Raw genomic sequence first — 18,692 nt, forward strand, 5'->3', positions numbered from 1 at the left:
CACATACCGGGTCTTCCCGCGCTCAGGGCCGCCGGGATAACGTGCCAGTGTCCCGGCAGCCTGCGAGGCTGTGACCAGTGGACCTGATGCCGACGAGGCGAGCCGGCTCCTGCATTACTAGGAAATCAAAGCAAAACCGCAGGTCAGGACCGCTTCGCGAAGCAGCGGCCCACTGTGTAACGTGCCTGCCAGTGGGAAGGATGCCGGGCGCCTGTCACCCCCGTACCCATCGGTGCACCCACCCCGTGCACATATGGGAATGGGGTGAGCCGCCCTCCGCTGCCGCGGGGGACCGAAGGCCACCGGCGATCCCGGGGGCCGGAGAGACGTCAGGAGAGACCGTGACCGAGAGCACTGCCGCGCGCGACCCGCGCCGCAGCAGCAAGCGCACCAGCGGGAGCGACGGCGGGAGTGCCGCCGCGACGGCGGCGCCCGGGACGCCCGCGAAGAAGGCAGCGGCCAGCAAGACGCCGGCCGGGAAGGCGACGGCGAACGCCAAGCCGCCCGCCAAGAAGGCCGCCGCCAAGAAGACCGCGGCGAAGAAGACGGCACCCGCGAAGAAGACGGCCGCCGCCGGGCCCGCGAAGAAGGCCAAGACCGCCAAAGCAGCCAAGACGGCACCCGCGAAAGCGGTCAAGAAGGCGACCGCATCCGCCGCAACCCTGCCGCACGGCGACGGCGCCGCCGAGCCCCCCGAGCTGGTCCAGCTCCTCACCCCCGAGGGCGAGCGCGTCGAGCACCCCGAGTACGCGGTCGACCCGAGCCCGGAAGAGCTGCGCGGCCTCTACCGCGACATGGTCCTCACCCGCCGCTTCGACGCCGAGGCCGTCACCCTCCAGCGCCAGGGCGAGCTGGGCCTGTGGCCTTCGCTGCTCGGCCAGGAGGCCGCCCAGGTCGGCTCGGGACGGGCGACCCACGAGGACGACTACGTCTTCCCCACGTACCGCGAGCACGGCGTCGCCTGGTGCCGCGGCGTGGACCCGACGCTGCTGCTCGGCATGTTCCGCGGCGTGAACAACGGCGGCTGGGACCCGAACAGCAACAACTTCCAGCTCTACACGATCGTCATCGGCTCCCAGACGCTGCACGCCACCGGCTACGCCATGGGCGTCGCCAAGGACGGCGCCGACTCCGCCGTCGTGGCGTACTTCGGCGACGGCGCCTCCAGCCAGGGCGACGTCGCCGAGTCGTTCACCTTCGCCGCCGTCTACAACGCCCCGGTCGTCTTCTTCTGCCAGAACAACCAGTGGGCCATCTCCGAGCCCACCGAGCGCCAGAGCCGTGTCCCGCTCTACCGCCGCGCCGCCGGCTACGGCTTCCCCGGCGTCCGCGTCGACGGCAACGACGTGCTCGCCGTCCTCGCCGTCACCCGCAAGGCGCTGGAGCACGCCCGCTCCGGCCAGGGCCCGATGCTGATCGAGGCGTACACGTACCGCATGGGCGCCCACACCACCTCCGACGACCCCACCCGCTACCGCCGCGACGACGAGCGCGCCGCCTGGGAGGCCAAGGACCCGATCCTGCGGCTGCGCACCCTGCTGGAGCGGGAGAAGCTCGCCGACGCGGCGTTCTTCGCCGAGCTGGACGAGGAGAGCGACGCGCTGGCCAAGCGGGTGCGCGAGGCCATCAGGACCATGGCGGACCCGGACCCCATGGCCATGTTCGAGAACATCTACGCCGACGGGCACGCCCTCGTCGACGAGGAGCGGACGCAGTACGCGGCGTACCAGGCGTCCTTCGCGGACGAGGCGGGCGCCGCCGCCGGGAAGGGGCACTGACCATGGCGGTCGAGAAGATGGCGCTGGCCAAGGCGATCAACGCATCGCTGCGCACGGCCATGGAGGACGACGCCAAGGTGCTCGTCATCGGCGAGGACGTCGGCAAGCTCGGCGGCGTCTTCCGCGTCACCGACGGGCTGCAGAAGGACTTCGGCGAGGACCGGGTCATCGACTCGCCGCTGGCCGAGTCCGGCATCGTCGGCACCGCGATCGGGCTGGCGCTGCGGGGCTACCGGCCGGTGGTGGAGATCCAGTTCGACGGGTTCGTCTTCCCCGCGTACGACCAGATCGTCACGCAGCTCGCGAAGATGCACGCGCGGGCGCTGGGCACGGTCAAGCTGCCGGTCGTCATCCGGATCCCCTACGGCGGCGGCATCGGCGCCGTCGAGCACCACAGCGAGTCGCCGGAGGCGCTGTTCGCGCACGTGGCGGGGCTGAAGTGCGTCTCGCCCTCGACGCCGGCGGACGCGTACTGGATGCTCCAGCAGGCCATCCACAGCGACGACCCGGTGATCTTCTTCGAGCCCAAGCGGCGCTACTGGGACAAGGGCGAGGTCAACACCTCCGCGATCCCCGGTCCGCTGCACGAGGCGCGGGTCGCCCGGGAGGGCACGGACCTCACGCTCGCCGCGTACGGGCCGATGGTGAAGACGTGTCTGGAGGTCGCCGCGGCGGCCGCGGAGGAGGGCACGTCGCTGGAGGTCGTGGACCTGCGGTCGATGTCGCCGATCGACTTCGACACCCTGCAGCGCTCGGTGGAGAAGACCGGCAGGCTGGTCGTCGTGCACGAGGCCCCGGTGTTCTACGGGTCCGGCGGGGAGATCGCCGCACGCATCACGGAGCGGTGCTTCTACCATCTGGAGGCCCCGGTGCTGCGCGTCGGCGGCTTCCACGCGCCGTACCCGCCGGCGAGGCTGGAGGAGGAGTACCTCCCCAACCTTGACCGGGTGCTCGATGCCGTCGACCGCGCGCTTGCGTACTGAACAGGGAGCGTGTCCGTGACCATGAGCAACACCGCGCGCCTCCGCGAGTTCAGGCTGCCCGACGTGGGCGAGGGCCTGACCGAGGCGGAGATCCTCAAGTGGTACGTCCAGCCTGGCGACGCCGTGCACGACGGCATGGTGGTGTGCGAGGTGGAGACGGCGAAGGCGGCCGTCGAGCTGCCGATCCCGTACGACGGGGTGGTGCAGGAGATCCGCTTCGCCGAGGGTGACACGGTCGACGTCGGTACGCCGATCATCGCCGTCGACACGGAACCCGGGGCCGTGGAACCCGGGGCCGCCCCCGGACCCGGTGGGACCGAGGCCCCGGCCGACGGGACCGCTCGCGCGGGCGCGGGGTCCGCGAAACCGACGGCCGGAACGGAGGGCGTGTCCGGCGGTGACGCCGCCGGGCCGGCGCCCGCGGCGCAGCCCGGCGAGCCGGGCGCCGAGTCCGGTGGCACCAAGCGGGAGCCGGTGCTCGTCGGCTACGGCGTGGCGCAGAGCTCGACGAAGCGCCGGCCGCGCAAGCCGCAGCCCGGCGCCGAGGCGTCGGTGGCGGCGGCCGCGATCCAGGGCGAGTTGAACGGCCAGGCGGCACCACAGCCGGCGCCGCAGGCGCCCGGCGGCCCGGTCGGCACCGGCACGGCTGCCCCCGCGGCCGGCCACGGCGCCTCCGCTCCGTCCGGCGCCACTGCCGCGGGCGGCATCACGGACATGCCGGGAGCACACGGCTCTACCGCGGAGCCGGGCGCCCCCGCCGCCGCGGCACCCGCCGCGGCACCCGCCGTGCCCGCCGCAGGCGGCCCCGCAGGCGGTCGCGTTCTCGCCAAGCCGCCCGTGCGCAAGCTCGCCAAGGACCTCGGGGTCGACCTCGCCGCCGTCGTGCCCACCGGCGACGGCGGCGTCATCACCCGTGACGACGTCCACGCCGCCGCGGCCCCGGCGCCGGCCGCGCCCGCGCAGCCCGTACCGGCCGCCGAGCCGGCCGCCCACCCGGCCCCCGCCGCCGAACCGGCGGCCACCGCCCGCGAGACCCGGATCCCCATCAAGGGCGTCCGCAAGGCCACTGCCCAGGCGATGGTCGCGAGCGCCTTCACCGCGCCGCACGTCACGGAGTTCGTCACCGTCGACGTCACCCGCACGATGAAGCTCGTACGGGAGCTGAAGGAGGACCCCGATCTCGCCGGGCTGCGGATCAACCCGCTGCTGATCGTCGCCAAGGCCCTGCTGCTGGCGATCCGGCGCAACCCCGAGGTCAACTCCGCCTGGGACGAGGACCGTCAGGAGATCGTCCGCAGGCACTACGTGAACCTCGGCATCGCCGCGGCCACCCCCCGGGGCCTGATCGTGCCGAACATCAAGGACGCGCACGCCAGATCGCTCCCCGAGCTGGCCACCGAGCTGGCCGGGCTGGTGGCCACCGCCCGCGAGGGCAGGACGACGCCGGAGGCGATGCAGAACGGCTCGGTGACCATCACCAACGTCGGCGTCTTCGGCATCGACACCGGCACGCCGATCCTCAACCCCGGCGAGCCGGCGATCCTCGCCTTCGGCGCGATCAAGCTCCAGCCGTGGGTGCACAAGGGCAAGGTCAAGCCGCGGCACGTGACGACGCTCGCGCTCTCCTTCGACCACCGCCTGGTCGACGGGGAGTTGGGCTCGAAGGTGCTCGCGGACGTCGCGGCGGTCCTGGAGCGGCCGAAGCGGCTGCTCACCTGGGGCTGACCCGCGCCAGGTCCACGCCCCCGGCCCTCTTCAGCAGGGTGCCGGGGGCGTTGGCGTGCGTACGTACCCATGAACTCCTGTCCGCATCGCGGACGTCCGCGGCGTACGCATACGTGTGGTATCTATGCTGTGCGCATGCCCCCGAGCCCCGCCGCCCCCGCCAAGCCCGCGCCCGCCGCCGACCGCGTCTACGCCCACGTCAAACAAGGTGTGCTGGAACGGCGTTACGAGGGCGGCACGATGCTCACCGAGGGCGAGCTGGCCGAGGCCGTCGGCGTCTCCCGTACGCCCGTGCGCGAGGCGCTGCTGCGGCTGCAGGCGGAGGGGCTGCTGGAGCTGTACCCGAAGAAGGGCGCGTTCGTCCTGCCCGTCTCCGCGCAGGAGATCGCCGACGTCGTCGAGACCCGGATGCTCGTCGAGGAGCACGCCGCCCGCCGGTCCGTACCCGCGCCCGCCGCGCTGCTCACCCGGCTCGAAGAGCTGCTGGAGGAGCAGCGCCGGCACGTCGAGGCCGACGACCGCGCCGCCGCGTCCGTCACCGACCGCTGCTTCCACGCCGCGATCGTCCGCAACGCGGGCAACGCCATCCTCGTCCGCCTCTACGACCAACTCCGCGACCGCCAGCTCCGCATGGGCGTCGCGCTCATGAACGCCCAGCCCGACCGCATGCGCCGCTCGCTCGCCGAGCACGCCGAGATCCTCCAGGCGCTGCGCAGCGGCAGCGCGGACACCGCCGCCGCCGCGGTGCACGGCCACGTCGCCTCCGTACGGAACCTGTTGCGCGGGGACCTGCGGTGACCGCCGTGCGCGCGGGGGGCGCCCGCGGCCTGCCCGGCGACCCGTCCGGCGGCCTGACGGCCGCCGCCGTCTGGAGCCTCGGCGTCGCCGTCTACTTCGTCGCCGTCACGTACCGTACGAGCCTGGGCGTCGCCGGCATCGACGCCGCCGAGCGCTTCGACGTCGGCGCCTCCGCCCTGTCGGGCTTCTCCGTACTCCAGCTCCTCGTCTACGCCGGGATGCAGATCCCCGTCGGCCTGCTCGTCGACCGGCTCGGCACGCGCCGGGTGCTGGCGATGGGCATCGTCCTGTACACGGCGGGGCAGTTCGGCTTCGCGCTCTCCGGCACGTACGGCACCGCCCTCGCCTCCCGCGCGCTGCTGGGCTGCGGCGACGCGATGACGTTCATCAGCATCCTGCGGCTGGGCTCGCGCTGGTTCCCCGCCCGCCGCGGGCCGCTGATAGCGCAGCTCGCGGGGCTCGTCGGGATGGCGGGCAACCTGGTCTCGACGCTCGTACTCTCCCGCATGCTCCAGGAGTTCGGCTGGACCCCGACCTTCGCGGGCAGCGCGGTGGCCGGCGCGGTCATGCTCGTCCTCGTCCTGCTCTTCCTGCGCGACCAGCCCCGCGACTACGTACCCCCGCCCCCGGAGGACCACCACGGCCGCGGCATCCGGGCGCAGATAACCGGCGCCTGGCGCGAGCCGGGCACCCGGCTGGGCTTCTGGGTGCACTTCACCACCCAGTTCCCGGCGATGGTCTTCCTGTTGCTGTGGGGGCTGCCGTTCCTCGTCGAGGCCCAGGGCGCGAGCCGCGCCGAGGCCGGCCAATTGCTGACACTGCTGGTGCTCTCCAACATGGCGGTCGGCCTCGTCTACGGCCAGCTCGTCGCCCGGCACCACGCGGCCCGGCTGCCGCTGGCGCTGGGCACGGTGGCGGCGACGGCGCTGGTGTGGGGCACGGTGCTGAGCTGGCCGGGGGCGCACGCGCCGGGCTGGCTGCTGGTGGTGCTGTGCTGCGTACTGGGCGCGTGCGGGCCCGCGTCGATGATCGGCTTCGACTTCGCCCGCCCGGCGAACCCGCCGGAGCGGCTGGGCACGGCGTCCGGCATCGTCAACATGGGCGGCTTCACGGCGTCGATCACCACGCTGCTGGCGGTGGGCCTGCTGCTGGACGCGACGGGTGACCGCTACGGCATCGCCTTCGCGAGCATCTTCGTCCTGCAGATCCTGGGCACCACCCAGATCCTGCGCCTGCGCCGCCGAGCCCACCGCCGCGAACGCGAACGCCTGGTCGCAAGCCGTGTCTCGGCCGTCCACGTCCCCGCGTGAAGCGGGTCCGCGGCAAGCGTCCGTGACCTAGTCCGTCGCCACCTCCGTGGCCACTTCGGGGGCCTGGTTGGGCTGCGGGGCCGGGTTGGGCTGCGGGGCCGGGTTGGGCTCGTGGAAGCCCGCGGGGCCCGAGGTCGCGTCGGGGATGGCCTCCGGCGGGGCGCCGTTCTCGATCATGGAGCCGAGGCCCACCACCGCCGCCACGTCCGGGCGTTCCGCGATGCGTACGGGCAGCCCCACCGAGGTACGCAGCATCGTCTCCAGGCCCGGCATCGTCGCGCTCTCGCCCGCCAGCACGATCCCGCGGTCCCCGATGTCCGCCACCAGGTCCGGCGGGCAGCGGCGCAGCACCGAGCGGATCCCGTCCAGCACCGCGAGCATCGGCACCCCCGCCGCCTGCCCCACCGCCGCCGGGTCGACCTGGACCGTACGGGGGCGGCCGGAGACCACGTCGCGGCCGAGCACCTCCAGCGTCGCCGCGCCCTGCGCGCCGGCGATCGAGAGGTCGTGGTGCACCTGGCTGACGGTGTGGCTGCGCAGCATCATCTCGTGGTTGATGCGCAGGTGCTCCACCAGCGCCCGGTCCACCGCCTGCCCGCCCACCGGCACCTTCTCCGCGGCGACCACGTTGCCCAGCGACAGCACGGCGATCTGCGTCATCGCCGCACCGCACACCACGATCAGCGTGCCCTCCGCCGCCGGCACCGGCAGCCCGCAGCCCACCGCCGTGGCGATGAGGGTGTCGACGAGGATGACCCGCTTGGCGCCCAGCCCCGCCAGCGTGTCGATCATCGCCCGCTGCGTCAGCGGCTCGGCGTCGTGCGGGGTGCACGCCGCGGCCCGTAGCGAGGGGTGGAAGCGCCAGGATCTGCGGACCTTGGCGTGGATGAGGTGGCGCAGCATGCGCTGGGCCATCTCGATGTCGGTGATGCCGTTCGGCCCCACGGGCCGCACGACCTGGATGTGGTCGGGGGTACGGCCGGTCATCGCCTCGGCCTGCCCGCCGACGGCCACCAGGGCACCGGTATGGGAGTTGAGGGCGACGGCACTCGGCTCGTCCACGACGAGGCCGATGCCCCTGAGGTAGACGCGGGTGCGGGTGGCCCCGACGTCGACGGCGACGCTGCAACGGAGAAGCTGTTCCTGGCTGATACTCACATGATCAGCCTGGGGTGACCGGGCGCGGGGCGCCCGCCGGGCTGTGCCGGTCGGATGAGGGCTGCCCCCTTACGGGTGAGGAGGTGCCCCCGTCCCGGCCCGTACGGGCGCCTGTGGGCGGGCGCCTGCGGGCGGCGTCGCACGGGCGGGGCCGCAGGTGCCGTACGGACCGTCAGGTGCCGTACGGCCGCGGTCAGGGCGCCGTACCGGCCGTCAGGGCGCCGTATCCGGGCCCGCCCTCAGTCCGTCACCGTGAAGTTCCGCAGGACCGCCTCCGCCAGTTGCGGGTCGCCCTCCGCCTTCACCCGGTCCGCCGCCGCGGTCGCCCGCAGCCGGCCCGTCGCCAGCCACAGGTACGTCTCCCAGTCCGTCGTCAGCGTCACCGTCGGCCCGAGCGAGACGCTGCCGTCGATGGAGCCGCGGCCGTCCTCCCCGACCCGTACCGTCCGCATGAACTCCACCGGGCCCGTCACGTCCACGACCACGATCGACCCCGGCCGCGCCGCCGCGTCCTCGGCCACCACCTTCGGCAGCCGCGCCAGCAGCTCGTCGCGCACGAGGTGCGCGCCCGGCGAGTCGATGTTCCCCGGCTTGCCGAGCGCGCGGCGGATGTCCTGCTCGTGCACCCATATGTCGAAGGCGCGGTAGTGCGTCAGCTCCGCGAGCGTCATCTCGCTGCCGAACGCCCCGCGCACCTTGGCCTCCGGCGCGCGCTTCTCGTCGCGGAGCTGGCGCCGGCGGCGGATCAGCGTGTACTCAAGGTCGGCGGTCATCTCCGGCGCGGTGTGGTGGCGGCGCGTGTCGACCTGCACCTCGACGTAGCGCGCCTTCTCGCTCGTGATGTGCATGAGGTCGGCCGGCAGGTTGTGGATCGGCCGGGGGTCGCCGAGTGCCTCGCACTCGGCGCCGATGATGTGGGAGACGACATCCCGCACGGACCACCCCGGCAGTCCGCTTCGACCGCTCCACTCCCCCTCGGAGAGCGGTGCCACGAGTTCGGAAATGGCCTCGGCCGAGTGGGCCCAGGCATCGATGGACGGCTGGAGGCTGGAGTGGACGGTCACACTACCCCTTACGGGATCGTTCGCGAGATGCACGGCAGGCCCTAAGTTACGCTGCGCACGGGTGCCCCGGCAGTGCTTTCGGGCGACGATTATGCGGTGACGCACACGACTTGGGCTTCGAGGTGGTGGTAAGGTGCGCGCTTCTCTGATCCAGTTTCGGGTGGATCCGGATGAAACCGTGGAAAGCCGACGAGCCCGCGCGGCGGCGCTCGTCCGTGCCGAGGAGGGCTCCGGGCTGGTGGTGCTGCCGGAGCTGTGGCACGTGGGCGCGTTCGCGTTCGAGGACTTCGCGGCCGCGGCGGAGACCCTCGACGGTCCCACGGCGGCGGCGATGGCGGCGGCGGCCCGGGACGCGGGCGTGTGGCTGCACGCGGGCTCGATCGTGGAGCGGGACGCGGCGGGGACGCTGTTCAACACGAGCCTGCTCTACGCGCCGGACGGCGAGCCGGCGCGCACGTACCGCAAGATCCACCGCTTCGGCTTCGACCGCGGCGAGGCCGTCCTCATGGGCGCGGGCGACGAGGTCGTGACCGCGGACCTCCCCGGCACCGTCGTGGGCCTCGCCACCTGCTACGACCTGCGCTTCCCCGAGCTGTTCCGGGCCCTGACCGACAAGGGCGCGCAGACCTTCGTCGTCCCGGCGGGCTGGCCCGCGAAGCGGCGCGCGCACTGGCGGCTGCTGGCGCAGGCGCGGGCGGTGGAGAACCAGGCGTTCGTCCTGGCCTGCGGCACGGCGGGGACGACGGGCGGGGTGGAGCAGGCGGGGCACAGCATGATCGTGGACCCGTGGGGCGAGATCCTGGCCGAGGCGGGCGAAGGGGAGGAAGTCCTGCGGGCGGAGCTGGATCCGGCGCGGGTGGCGCGGACGCGGGAGGAGTTCCCCGCGCTGCGGGACCGGGTGCTGGGGCGGCCGTAGCGCCGGGGCTGCCGGGACCGACGCGGCCGGTGGGGAATGGGCGCGTCAGGGGTGTGGTTGGCTCTGCTTATGGCGAAACGTGCCCGGGTACGGGCTCCCGAGCCGGCCGGCAGCGGCGGCTGGCTGAACACCGGCGGGGCGGAGCTGAGCCTCGCCGCGCTGCGCGGCCGCATCGTGATCCTGGACTTCTGGACGTTCTGCTGCATCAACTGCCTGCACGTCCTGGACGAGCTGCGCGAGCTGGAGGAGAAGCACCGGGACACGGTGGTCGTCGTCGGCGTGCACTCGCCGAAGTTCGTCCATGAGGCGGAGCACGCCGCGGTCGTGGACGCCGTCGAGCGCTACGGGGTGCACCACCCGGTGCTGGACGACCCGGAGCTGGCGACGTGGAAACAGTACGCGGTGCGGGCGTGGCCGACGCTGGTGGTGATCGACCCGGAGGGGTACATCGTCGCGCAGCACGCCGGGGAGGGGCACGTCCACGCCATCGAGCGGCTGGTCGCGGAGCTGGAGGCGGAGCACGCGGCGAAGGGCACGCTGCGGCGGGGAGACGGTCTGGGGGCACCCCCGGCGGTAGCTGGGGGAGGGGCGCCGGAGCCGGTGGCGACGCATCTGCGGTTCCCCGGGAAGGCGCTGCGGCTGCCGTCGGGCAACCTGCTCGTCTCGGACACGACGCGGCACCGGCTGGTGGAGCTGGAGCCGGACGGCGAGACGGTGGTGCGGTCGATCGGGAGCGGGGAGCGGGGCTACGCGGACGGGACCGCGCCGCGCTTCAACGAGCCGCAGGGGCTGGCGCTGCTGCCGTCCGGCGCGGTGGCGGTGGCGGACACCGTGAACCACGCGGTCAGGGCCGTCGACCTCGGTACCGGGTCTGTGACGACGCTGGCGGGGACCGGGCGGCAGTGGTGGCAGGGCTCGCCGGCGTCGGGGCGGGGGCGCGAGGTCGACCTGTCGTCGCCGTGGGACGTGGCGTGGTTCGACGGCCGGCTGTGGATCGCGATGGCGGGGGTCCACCAACTGTGGACGTACGACCCGGAGACGGAGACCGTGCAGGCGGCGGCCGGCACGACGAGCGAGGGGCTGCTCGACGGGCCCGCGGAGGAGGCGTGGTTCGCGCAGCCGTCGGGGCTGGCGGCGACGGACGGCCGGCTGTGGATCGCGGACTCGGAGACGTCGGCGCTGCGCTGGCTGGAGCCGGGCGCCGGGCCGGGGCAGCGGGCCAGGGTGCACACGGCGGTCGGCACCGGGCTCTTCGACTTCGGTCACCGCGACGGCCCGGCCGGCGAGGCGCTGCTCCAGCACCCGCTGGGCGTCACGGCGCTGCCGGACGGCTCGGTGGCGGTCTCGGACACGTACAACCACGCCCTGCGCCGCTACGACCCGGCCACCGGCACCGTGACCACCCTGGCGACGGACCTGCGGGAGCCCTCGGACGCGGTGGTGGACGGCGACGAGATCGTGGTCGTCGAGTCCGCCCGGCACCGCCTGACGCGCCTCCGGCTCCCGGACGAGGCGGTCCGCGTGACCCCGGTCGCCCACCGCACGCAGCGCGCGGCGACGGACGTGGCCCCGGGCGCCCTGTCGCTGGACGTCGTCTTCCGCCCCCCGCCGGGCCAGAAACTCGACACCCGCTACGGCCCGGCGACCCGCCTCCTGGTGAGCGCCACCCCGCCGTCGCTGCTGGCGGGCGGCGAGGGGCAGGGCACGGACCTGACCCGCGAGGTGACCCTGGCGGCGGACGGCCCGGGGGAGGGTGTGCTGCACGTCTCGGCGATGGCGGCGAGCTGCGACGACGACCCGGCGGTGGAGTACCCGGCGTGCCACGTACACCAACAGGACTGGGGCGTCCCGATCCGCGTCACGGAGTCGGGGGCGCGGCGGCTGCCGCTGATCCTGGCGGGGATGGACGAGGGGGAGGAAAGGGAAGAGGAAGACGCTTAGTGGAGAAGCGACCCTGCATCGGTGCAGGTCAGATACGCTAGGCCGTATGAGTGAGTCCGACGAGCTTCGTCGCCGTGTGGAGACCCTGGAGGCCCGCGTGGACGCCGTCCACGACCAGATGTCGCAGACGCACGCGATGGTCGCCATAAACGATCGGGACGTGGCGGATCTGAAGCTCGAAATGCGGGCGCACCGGAAGGTGCTGGAGGCATTGCGCGAGACGCAGTTGGAGCAGAGCCAGCGGATCGACGCGCTTGACACCAAGGTGACCGAGGGCTTCGCCACGGTCTTGGCCGCGGTTCAGGCCCTCGCCGACCGCCTGCCCGAGGAGCCCGCCGCCTAGTCCGCCGGGATGCCGAACCACCGCAGGTGGACCGGGCGCGCGCCCGGGGCGGCGTCCTCGGGGGTGTGGCGGTACTTGGCCAGGAGCTTCAGGTAGTCGTCGTGGAAGGCGTCCAACTGCTCCTTCGTCAGGTGACTCAGCCCGCGTGACCCCCGCAGCCAGCCCTCCTCCGACTCCTCGCCCTCTCCCCCCTGCCCCGCCGCGAACCGCCGGGCCAGCTCCAGGTCCTCCGCCCCGCGGAGCCGGTCCAGTTCCGCGATGACCGCCCGCTCCCCCGCCGTGACGTCGTCCATCGGACCTGCCGGCCCCGGCGGGGGAGAACTCGCTCGAACTCGACGCCACGGTCGCCATCAAGCCGTACGCGTGACGCCCCGCGGGCGGCACCGCGGGCCCGAACCCGCCCACGCACCAGCCGCGGGCACGCTCACGCCCAGGAAGCAGGCCCGCACCCGCGACCCGTGACAGCGCCTGCACGCCAAGCCCACGACTACGACTACGCGACCACGAAAGGCGGCCCGCCGGGGTCACTCCGTCAGGAACGCCGCCAGCGCGCCGGCCAGCAGGTGCGGGTCCTCCGCGCCGCACAGCTCCCGCGCCGAGTGCATCGAGAGGATGGCCACCCCGATGTCCACGGTCGTGATCCCGTGGCGGGCCGCCGTGATGGGGCCGATGGTCGTGCCGCAGGGCATCGCGTTGTTGGAGACGAAGGTCTGCCACGGCACCCCGGCCCGTTCGCAGGCGGTGGCGAGGATCCCGCGGCCGGCGCCGTCCGTGGCGTAGCGCTGGTTGACGTTGACCTTGAGGATCGGGCCGCCGTTCGGCATCGGGTGGTGGCCCGGCTCGTGGCGCTCGGGGTAGTTGGGGTGCACGGCGTGGCCGGTGTCGGAGGAGAGGCAGACGGAGCCGGCCAGGGCGCGGGCGGTGTCGTCGTACGAGCCGCCGCGGGCGGCGACGGTGCGGCGCAGGACGGTGCCGAGGAGGGGGCCTTCCGCGCCGGTGTCGGACTGGCTGCCGGTCTCCTCGTGGTCGAAGGCGGCCAGCACGGGGATCGTGGTCGGCGGGGTGTCGGCTGTGGCCGCGGCGGCGAGGGCGGCGACGCCGGCGTGTACGGAGAGGAGGTTGTCCATGCGCGGGCCCGCGAGCAGTTCGCGGTCGCGGCCGAGGTAGGCCGGCGGCTCGACGCTGTGGACCATCAGGTCCCAGCCGATGACGTCGCCCGCCGCGACCCCGGCCTCCGCGGCCAGGAACTCGATGAGGTCGCCCTCGTGCACGGGGCCCAGCCCCCAGATCGGCGTCGAGTGGCGCTGCTTGTCGAGCTTGAGGCCCTCGGTGACCACGCCCCGGTCGAGGTGGATGGCGAGCTGCGGTACGCGCAGCAGCGGCCGGTCGACGTTGACCAGCCGCACCTCGGCGCCGCCCGGCCCCCGGGCACCGCCGCCCGCGCCCGCGGCACCCGTATCCGGCACGTCCGTGCCCGTGTGGCCCCCGCCGCCCGCGCCCGCGTGCATCGCGCCCGGGCGCAGTGTCAGCCGGCCCGCGAGACCCAGGTCCCGGTCCAGCCAACTGTTGAGCAGCGGCCCGCCGTAGACCTCCACGGCGATCTGCCGCCATCCGTGCCCGCCGGTGTCCGGCACCGGCTTGACCCGCAGGTTGGGCGAGTCCGTGTGGGCGCCGACGATGTGGAACGGCGTCTCGGGGGCGCTGCCTTCCGGCACGTACCAGGCGATGAGCGCGCCGCCGCGCAGCACGTAGCGGCCGCCGGCCGTCGCGTCCCAGGCGTCGGTCTCCCGGAGCTGTGTGAACCCGGCCTTTTCCAGCCGCCGGGCGGCTTCCGCCACGGCGTGGTACGGCGTGGGGGAGGCGGTGAGGTACCCGGCGAGGTCATCGGTGTGGCTGCGGTCGAACCGGGGCGGGGGAGCAGACGTCATGGGCAAAGCCTAAGACGTGGGAGAGAAGCGGAATCGAGCCATTGCCTTTGCCGAATCGTTGTCCTACGTTCTTCCGGGTGCGCGTCGCCTGTTGCCCATGAGGCACCGGCCGTCCGCGCGGGGGGAGTGACGGGCAGGCACGGTGCGAGGAAGGGTGGCAGAGGCGCCATGGGAGTCGTGAACACGGGCATCAAGCGCAGAGCCAGGCTGCTGGGCGAGGCGCTCCGGCCGCCGCGGCAGTTGACCGGCCCGGGCGCGGAGGCGGTACCCGCGGCCCAGGTGGCGCCCGAGGCCGCGACGCCGCAGAAGACGCCGGAGAAGGCCAAGCCGAAGGGCCCGCGCCCGCCCAAGCAGACGGTCGCGATGGAGTACGGGGTGGAGGCCATGCCCCGGCAGGTCGAGGCGCCGGTCTTCGTCCTCGCTCCGGTGCGCTCCGGCTCCACCCTGCTGCGCATGCTGCTCAACAGCCACTCCCGCATACGCGCCCCGCACGAGCTGCACCTGCGCACCCTCGGCGTGGAGCTGACCCCCGGCTTCTCCGACCAGTCCATGCTCGAACTGGGCCTGGACAAGGTGGAGCTGGAGCACGTGCTCTGGGACCGGGTGCTCCATCTGGAGCTGGAGCGCAGCGGCAAGGACATCGTCGTCGACAAGACGCCGGGCAACGTGTGGGCCTGGGAGCGGCTGACGCACGCCTGGCCGAAGGCGAAGTTCCTCTTCCTGCTGCGCCACCCCGCGGGCGTCGTCAGCTCGCTGGACAACCGCAAGTCCAACACCTCCACCCGCGCCCAGAACGAGGCGAACGCGCTCAAGTACTTCGAGCCGCTGGAGCGGGCCCGCACCGCGCTCGACGGCCACACCCTCACGTACGAGGACCTCACCTCCGACCCCGAGCGGGTCATGCGCGGCGTGTGCGCGTACCTGGAGGTGGAGTTCGAGGAGTCGATGCTGGCGTACGGCGAGCAGGACCACGGCCGGCTCCGCCCGAACCTCGGCGACCGCAGCGACAACATCAAGTCCGGCCGGATACAGGCGGCCCGCACCTTCGAGGAAGGGTCCGCCGAGCTGTCGCCGAAGATGGCGGAGTACGCCGCCGCCTGGGGCTACCGGGACTGACCCCGCCCCTCCGAGCCCTCCGGGGGGTCCGGATCCGGCGCCTTCGTCGTCGTCAGAAGGCGCCGTATCCGGACCCGGGCCCGCCGGTCCCGCGCCTCAGAACGCGGCCTCGTCCAGCTCCATCAGCGACTGGTCCGTGCTCTCCGCCAGCGACCGCTGCACGCCGACGCCCGGAAGCACGTTCCGCGCGAAGAACGTCGCCGCCGCGATCTTCCCCTGGTAGAACGGCACGTCCTTCGCCGCCGCAGTCGGCAGCTTCTCCGCGGCCACCGCGGCGCCCTTGAGCAGCAGGTAGCCGATGACGACGTCGCCGGAGGCCATCAGCAGGCGGGTGGTGTTGAGCCCCACCTTGTAGATGGACTTCACGTCCTTCTCGGTGGCCGCGAGGTCGGTCAGCATCACCCCGACGATGGCCTCCAGGTCCACCGCGGCCCTGGCCAGCTCGTCCCGCGCGGCGGCCAGTTGCTCCCCGCCGACCGCCTCGGCCAGGAACTTCTTGATCTCCTCGGCGAGCGAGGTGAGCGCCTGCCCCTGGTTGCGGACGATCTTCCGGAAGAAGTAGTCCTGCCCCTGGATGGCGGTGGTGCCCTCGTAGAGGGTGTCGATCTTCGCGTCCCGGATGTACTGCTCGATCGGGTACTCCTGCAGATAGCCGGAGCCGCCGAAGGTCTGCAGCGACTGGGCGAGCTGCTCGTACGACTTCTCCGACCCGTACCCCTTGACGATGGGCAGCAGCAGGTCGTTCAGCTCGTGCTGCTCCGAGGTGTCCTCGCCGGCGGCCTCGCGGACCTGGATGGTGTCCTGTACGGAGGCGGTGTAGAGGACGAGGGCGCGCATGCCCTCGGCGTACGCCTTCTGCGTCATCAGCGAGCGGCGCACGTCCGGGTGGTGCGTGATGGTCACCCGCGGCGCGGTCTTGTCGGTGAACTGCGCCAGGTCCGGGCCCTGGACGCGCTCCTTCGCGTACTCCAGCGCGTTGAGGTAGCCGGTCGAGAGGGTGGCGATGGCCTTCGTACCGACCATCATCCGGGCAAACTCGATGATCTTGAACATCTGGCGGATGCCGTCGTGCTTGCCGCCGAGCAGCCAGCCCTTCGCCGGGTGCCGGTCACCGAAGGTCAGCTCGCAGGTGTTGGAGACCTTCAGGCCCATCTTGTGCTCGACGTTGGTGGCGTAGACGCCGTTGCGCTCGCCCAGCTCGCCGGTCTCCCAGTCGAAGTCGTACTTGGGCACGACGAACAGGCTCAGCCCCTTCGTGCCCGGCCCGGCGCCCTCGGGGCGGGCCAGCACGAAGTGCACGATGTTCTCCGACATGTCGTGCTCGCCGGAGGTGATGAAGCGCTTCACGCCCTCGATGTGCCACGTGCCGTCCGGCTGCTCCAGCGCCTTCGCGCGCCCGGCGCCCACGTCGGAGCCGGCGTCCGGCTCGGTCAGCACCATCGTCGAGCCCCAGCGCCGCTCGACCATCAGCCGCGCGGCCTTGCGCTGCTCCTCGGTGCCCTCGTCGTAGAGCACGCCCGCGAAGGCGGGACCCGAGGCGTACATCCACACGGCCGGGTTCGCGCCGAGCACCATCTCGGCGTACGCCCAGATCAGCGACGAGGGCGTCGCCGTGCCGCCGATCTCCTCGGGCAGGCCCAGGCGCCACCACTCGGCGTCCATGTAGGTCTCGTACGACTTCCTGAAGGCCGCCGGGACGGGGGCGGTGCCGGTCTCCGGGTCGAAGACCGGCGGGTTGCGGTCGCCGTCGGCGAAGGACTCGGCCAGGTCGTTCTCGGCCAGCCGGGCGATCTCCGTGAGGACGCTCCGCGCGGTCTCGGTGTCCATGTCCTCGAAGGGGCCCGTGCCGTAGACGTCGCCGCGGCCCAGCACCTCGAAGAGGTTGAACTCGATGTCCCGGAGGTTCGACTTGTAGTGGCCCATGCGCAGGCTCCGTATCAGGCATAAGGGATCAGCGACCTCCCATGATGCTACCCGCCAGTAATAAAACGCAACCCTCGTCTTGTCACATCCCTCCGGCTGGCGGAGTCCCCACCCGTATGCCCGCGGCACGGCTAGGCTTGAATGCATGTACGGCTACGACCAGTCCGCCGGTTACGGCGCCCCGCCGGGCCACCCCCAGGCGCCCCCGCAGGGGCATCAGTACGCCGCGCCGCCCGGGCCGTACGACCAGCCCGCCCCCGGCTATGCCGAGCAGCCCCTCTACCCCGAGCCGTCCCAGCCCGCCCCGCCGTCGCTCGCCGACGCGGTCAAGGCGTTCACCGGCGGGGCCATCGGCTCCGAGGACTTCCAGCAGATCTTCGCCACCTCCAAGATCTACTGCCCCCGCGGCGACAACCCCGGCTTCCTCGCCCTGCACAACACCCAGCAGCCGGTGATCCCGCTCTTCAGCTCGCTGAAGGAGCTGCGGCGCTACGCGGGCCGGGAGTCGAAGTACTTCACGGTCACCGGCGCGGAGGTCATCGACCTGCTGCCCACGGGGTACGGCTTCGTGCTCGACATCGAGGGCGACCACCGGATGGTCGTGGACGCGAAGGCGGTCGAGGAGATGGTCGACTTCGCGATGCGCCGCATGTACGGCTGAGCGGAGGGAATGAGAGGGCTCCCGGAGGTCGTTTAGCCCTCAACCACCTGAGGGCGGACCAAGCGAGGAGACCCCATGCCTGCAGTCACCGCCGACAACCCCCTGCTCCTTCCCCGGATCTCCCCGCCCCCGCCCTCCGCCGAGGCCCGCTCGGTACGTACGGTCAGCACCGCGCCGCAGGGCTACGAGGGCGAGGGCTTCCCGGTCCGCCGCGCGTTCGCCGGCATCGGCTACGCCCATCTCGATCCGTTCATCATGTTGGATCACATGGGTGAGGTCGACTACGGGGCCGGCGAGCCGAAGGGGACCCCCTGGCACCCGCACCGCGGCTTCGAGACCGTGACGTACATCATCGACGGCACGCTCGTGCACCGGGACTCCCAGGGCGGCGGCGGGGTCATCACGGACGGCGACACCCAGTGGATGACCGCCGGCAGCGGGCTCCTGCACATCGAGACCCCGCCGGAGGAGCTGGTCGTCAGCGGCGGCCTCTTCCACGGGCTGCAACTGTGGGTGAACCTGCCGCGCGCGGACAAGATGATCCCGCCGAAGTACCAGGACCTCCGCGGCCGGAACGTCAAGCTCCTCGCCTCCGCCGACGGCGGCGCGCTGCTCCGCCTGATCGCCGGCGACCTCGCGGGCCACGCGGGCCCGGGCGCGACGCACACCCCCATCACCCTGATCCACGCCACCGTCAGCCCCGGCGCGGCGGTGACCCTCCCCTGGCGCGCGGACTTCAACGCCCTCGCCTACGCCCTCGCCGGCAGCGGCACCGCGGGCCCCGGGTCCCGCCCCTTCGCGAGGGGCCAGGCGGTGCTCTTCGGCCCCGGCGAGACGCTGACGGTCCGGGCGGACGCCACGCAGGACTCCCGCAGCGAGACCTTCGAGGTCGTCCTGCTGGGCGGCCTGCCGATCCGGGAGCCGATGATGCAGTACGGCCCGTTCGTGATGAACACCCGCGTCGAACTGGCCCAGGCCTTCGAAGACTTCCAATCAGGCCGCCTCGGCACCGTCCCCGCCACGGACGGCGCCTGAGCCTCCGTCAGGG

16 protein-coding genes are annotated in these 18,692 nt (G+C 72.9%); 11 read left to right on the top strand and 5 right to left on the bottom strand.

What is annotated here, in order from left to right; all coding sequences use genetic code 11:
* Positions 1-341 precede the first annotated feature (341 nt).
* The 5 genes from pdhA to OG946_RS18125 all read left to right on the top strand — a co-directional run bounded on the left by pdhA (position 342) and on the right by OG946_RS18125 (position 6,594).
* Positions 342-1,778: a pyruvate dehydrogenase (acetyl-transferring) E1 component subunit alpha gene (gene pdhA / locus OG946_RS18105; protein ID WP_326797103.1), complete on the top strand. Its 1,437-nt coding sequence runs from the start codon at positions 342-344 to the stop codon at positions 1,776-1,778.
* A 2-nt stretch (positions 1,779-1,780) separates the two neighbouring features.
* On the top strand, positions 1,781-2,761 hold the full coding sequence (locus OG946_RS18110) for an alpha-ketoacid dehydrogenase subunit beta (protein WP_326797104.1): 981 nt from the start codon (positions 1,781-1,783) through the stop codon (positions 2,759-2,761).
* A 21-nt stretch (positions 2,762-2,782) separates the two neighbouring features.
* A complete protein-coding gene (locus OG946_RS18115) occupies positions 2,783-4,486 on the top strand; it encodes a dihydrolipoamide acetyltransferase family protein (RefSeq protein WP_326800296.1) in 1,704 nt (567 codons plus the stop codon).
* Positions 4,487-4,621: 135 nt separating this feature from the next.
* Positions 4,622-5,284, top strand: coding sequence for a GntR family transcriptional regulator (locus OG946_RS18120; protein WP_326797105.1), 663 nt, complete (start codon positions 4,622-4,624; stop codon positions 5,282-5,284).
* Positions 5,281-6,594 carry an MFS transporter gene (locus OG946_RS18125; RefSeq protein ID WP_326797106.1) on the top strand — a complete coding sequence of 438 codons (1,314 nt, stop codon included), beginning with the start codon at positions 5,281-5,283 and terminating at the stop codon, positions 6,592-6,594. The genes OG946_RS18120 and OG946_RS18125 overlap by 4 nt, the downstream gene beginning before the upstream one ends.
* 27 nt (positions 6,595-6,621) lie before the next feature.
* Here OG946_RS18125 and OG946_RS18130 read toward each other — a convergent pair whose 3' ends face one another.
* The gene (locus OG946_RS18130; protein WP_326797107.1) at positions 6,622-7,752 is read right to left on the bottom strand and encodes a rod shape-determining protein; all 1,131 of its coding nucleotides are present in this window, start codon (positions 7,750-7,752) and stop codon (positions 6,622-6,624) included.
* 239 nt (positions 7,753-7,991) lie between these two features.
* Positions 7,992-8,816, bottom strand: coding sequence for a maleylpyruvate isomerase family mycothiol-dependent enzyme (locus tag OG946_RS18135; RefSeq protein WP_326797108.1), 825 nt, complete (start codon positions 8,814-8,816; stop codon positions 7,992-7,994).
* A 133-nt stretch (positions 8,817-8,949) separates the two neighbouring features.
* Here OG946_RS18135 and OG946_RS18140 point away from each other — a divergent pair, with 133 nt between their 5' ends.
* The 3 genes from OG946_RS18140 to OG946_RS18150 all read left to right on the top strand — a co-directional run bounded on the left by OG946_RS18140 (position 8,950) and on the right by OG946_RS18150 (position 12,016).
* Positions 8,950-9,732, top strand: coding sequence for a nitrilase-related carbon-nitrogen hydrolase (locus tag OG946_RS18140; protein WP_326797109.1), 783 nt, complete (start codon positions 8,950-8,952; stop codon positions 9,730-9,732).
* Between the two features lie 69 nt (positions 9,733-9,801).
* Positions 9,802-11,673 carry an NHL domain-containing thioredoxin family protein gene (locus OG946_RS18145; RefSeq protein WP_326797110.1) on the top strand — a complete coding sequence of 624 codons (1,872 nt, stop codon included), beginning with the start codon at positions 9,802-9,804 and terminating at the stop codon, positions 11,671-11,673.
* A gap of 46 nt (positions 11,674-11,719) precedes the next feature.
* Positions 11,720-12,016 (top strand): hypothetical protein, encoded by a 297-nt coding sequence (locus OG946_RS18150; RefSeq protein ID WP_326797111.1) that lies wholly within the window; start codon positions 11,720-11,722, stop codon positions 12,014-12,016.
* Here the strand turns inward: OG946_RS18150 and OG946_RS18155 are convergent.
* Together OG946_RS18155 and OG946_RS18160 are read right to left on the bottom strand one after the other, a co-directional pair.
* On the bottom strand, positions 12,013-12,309 hold the full coding sequence (locus OG946_RS18155; protein WP_326797112.1) for a hypothetical protein: 297 nt from the start codon (positions 12,307-12,309) through the stop codon (positions 12,013-12,015). The two genes, OG946_RS18150 and OG946_RS18155, sit on opposite strands and share 4 nt — an antisense overlap.
* 231 nt (positions 12,310-12,540) lie before the next feature.
* Positions 12,541-13,944 carry a M18 family aminopeptidase gene (locus OG946_RS18160; protein ID WP_326797113.1) on the bottom strand — a complete coding sequence of 468 codons (1,404 nt, stop codon included), beginning with the start codon at positions 13,942-13,944 and terminating at the stop codon, positions 12,541-12,543.
* Between the two features lie 168 nt (positions 13,945-14,112).
* Here OG946_RS18160 and OG946_RS18165 point away from each other — a divergent pair, with 168 nt between their 5' ends.
* A complete protein-coding gene (locus tag OG946_RS18165; RefSeq protein ID WP_326797114.1) occupies positions 14,113-15,060 on the top strand; it encodes a sulfotransferase family protein in 948 nt (315 codons plus the stop codon).
* Positions 15,061-15,156: 96 nt separating this feature from the next.
* On the opposite strand, the gene OG946_RS18170 is transcribed toward OG946_RS18165, so the two are convergent.
* Positions 15,157-16,983 (bottom strand): acyl-CoA dehydrogenase, encoded by a 1,827-nt coding sequence (locus tag OG946_RS18170; RefSeq protein ID WP_326797115.1) that lies wholly within the window; start codon positions 16,981-16,983, stop codon positions 15,157-15,159.
* A gap of 145 nt (positions 16,984-17,128) precedes the next feature.
* On the opposite strand from OG946_RS18170, the gene OG946_RS18175 reads away from it, so the two are divergent.
* Together OG946_RS18175 and OG946_RS18180 are read left to right on the top strand one after the other, a co-directional pair.
* Entirely contained in the window at positions 17,129-17,644 is a 516-nt protein-coding gene (locus tag OG946_RS18175; RefSeq protein ID WP_047016866.1) for an SseB family protein, read from the top strand.
* Positions 17,645-17,719: 75 nt separating this feature from the next.
* Positions 17,720-18,679: a pirin family protein gene (locus OG946_RS18180; protein WP_326797116.1), complete on the top strand. Its 960-nt coding sequence runs from the start codon at positions 17,720-17,722 to the stop codon at positions 18,677-18,679.
* Positions 18,680-18,692: the final 13 nt, after the last annotated feature.

The organism is Streptomyces sp. NBC_01808 (assembly GCF_035917395.1).
GTDB lineage: Bacteria > Actinomycetota > Actinomycetes > Streptomycetales > Streptomycetaceae > Streptomyces.

Excerpts from the sequence above, each read along its gene's own strand:
- OG946_RS18110 (WP_326797104.1), top strand. The coding sequence starts at position 1,781 with ATGGCGGTCGAGAAGATGGCGCTGGCCAAGGCGATCAACGCATCGCTG.
- OG946_RS18115 (WP_326800296.1), top strand. The coding sequence starts at position 2,783 with ATGAGCAACACCGCGCGCCTCCGCGAGTTCAGGCTGCCCGACGTGGGC.
- OG946_RS18120 (WP_326797105.1), top strand. The coding sequence starts at position 4,622 with ATGCCCCCGAGCCCCGCCGCCCCCGCCAAGCCCGCGCCCGCCGCCGAC.
- OG946_RS18145 (WP_326797110.1), top strand. The coding sequence starts at position 9,802 with ATGGCGAAACGTGCCCGGGTACGGGCTCCCGAGCCGGCCGGCAGCGGC.
- OG946_RS18150 (WP_326797111.1), top strand. The coding sequence starts at position 11,720 with ATGAGTGAGTCCGACGAGCTTCGTCGCCGTGTGGAGACCCTGGAGGCC.
- OG946_RS18155 (WP_326797112.1), bottom strand. The coding sequence starts at position 12,309 with ATGGACGACGTCACGGCGGGGGAGCGGGCGGTCATCGCGGAACTGGAC.
- OG946_RS18160 (WP_326797113.1), bottom strand. The coding sequence starts at position 13,944 with ATGACGTCTGCTCCCCCGCCCCGGTTCGACCGCAGCCACACCGATGAC.
- OG946_RS18165 (WP_326797114.1), top strand. The coding sequence starts at position 14,113 with ATGGGAGTCGTGAACACGGGCATCAAGCGCAGAGCCAGGCTGCTGGGC.
- OG946_RS18170 (WP_326797115.1), bottom strand. The coding sequence starts at position 16,983 with ATGGGCCACTACAAGTCGAACCTCCGGGACATCGAGTTCAACCTCTTC.
- OG946_RS18175 (WP_047016866.1), top strand. The coding sequence starts at position 17,129 with ATGTACGGCTACGACCAGTCCGCCGGTTACGGCGCCCCGCCGGGCCAC.
- OG946_RS18180 (WP_326797116.1), top strand. The coding sequence starts at position 17,720 with ATGCCTGCAGTCACCGCCGACAACCCCCTGCTCCTTCCCCGGATCTCC.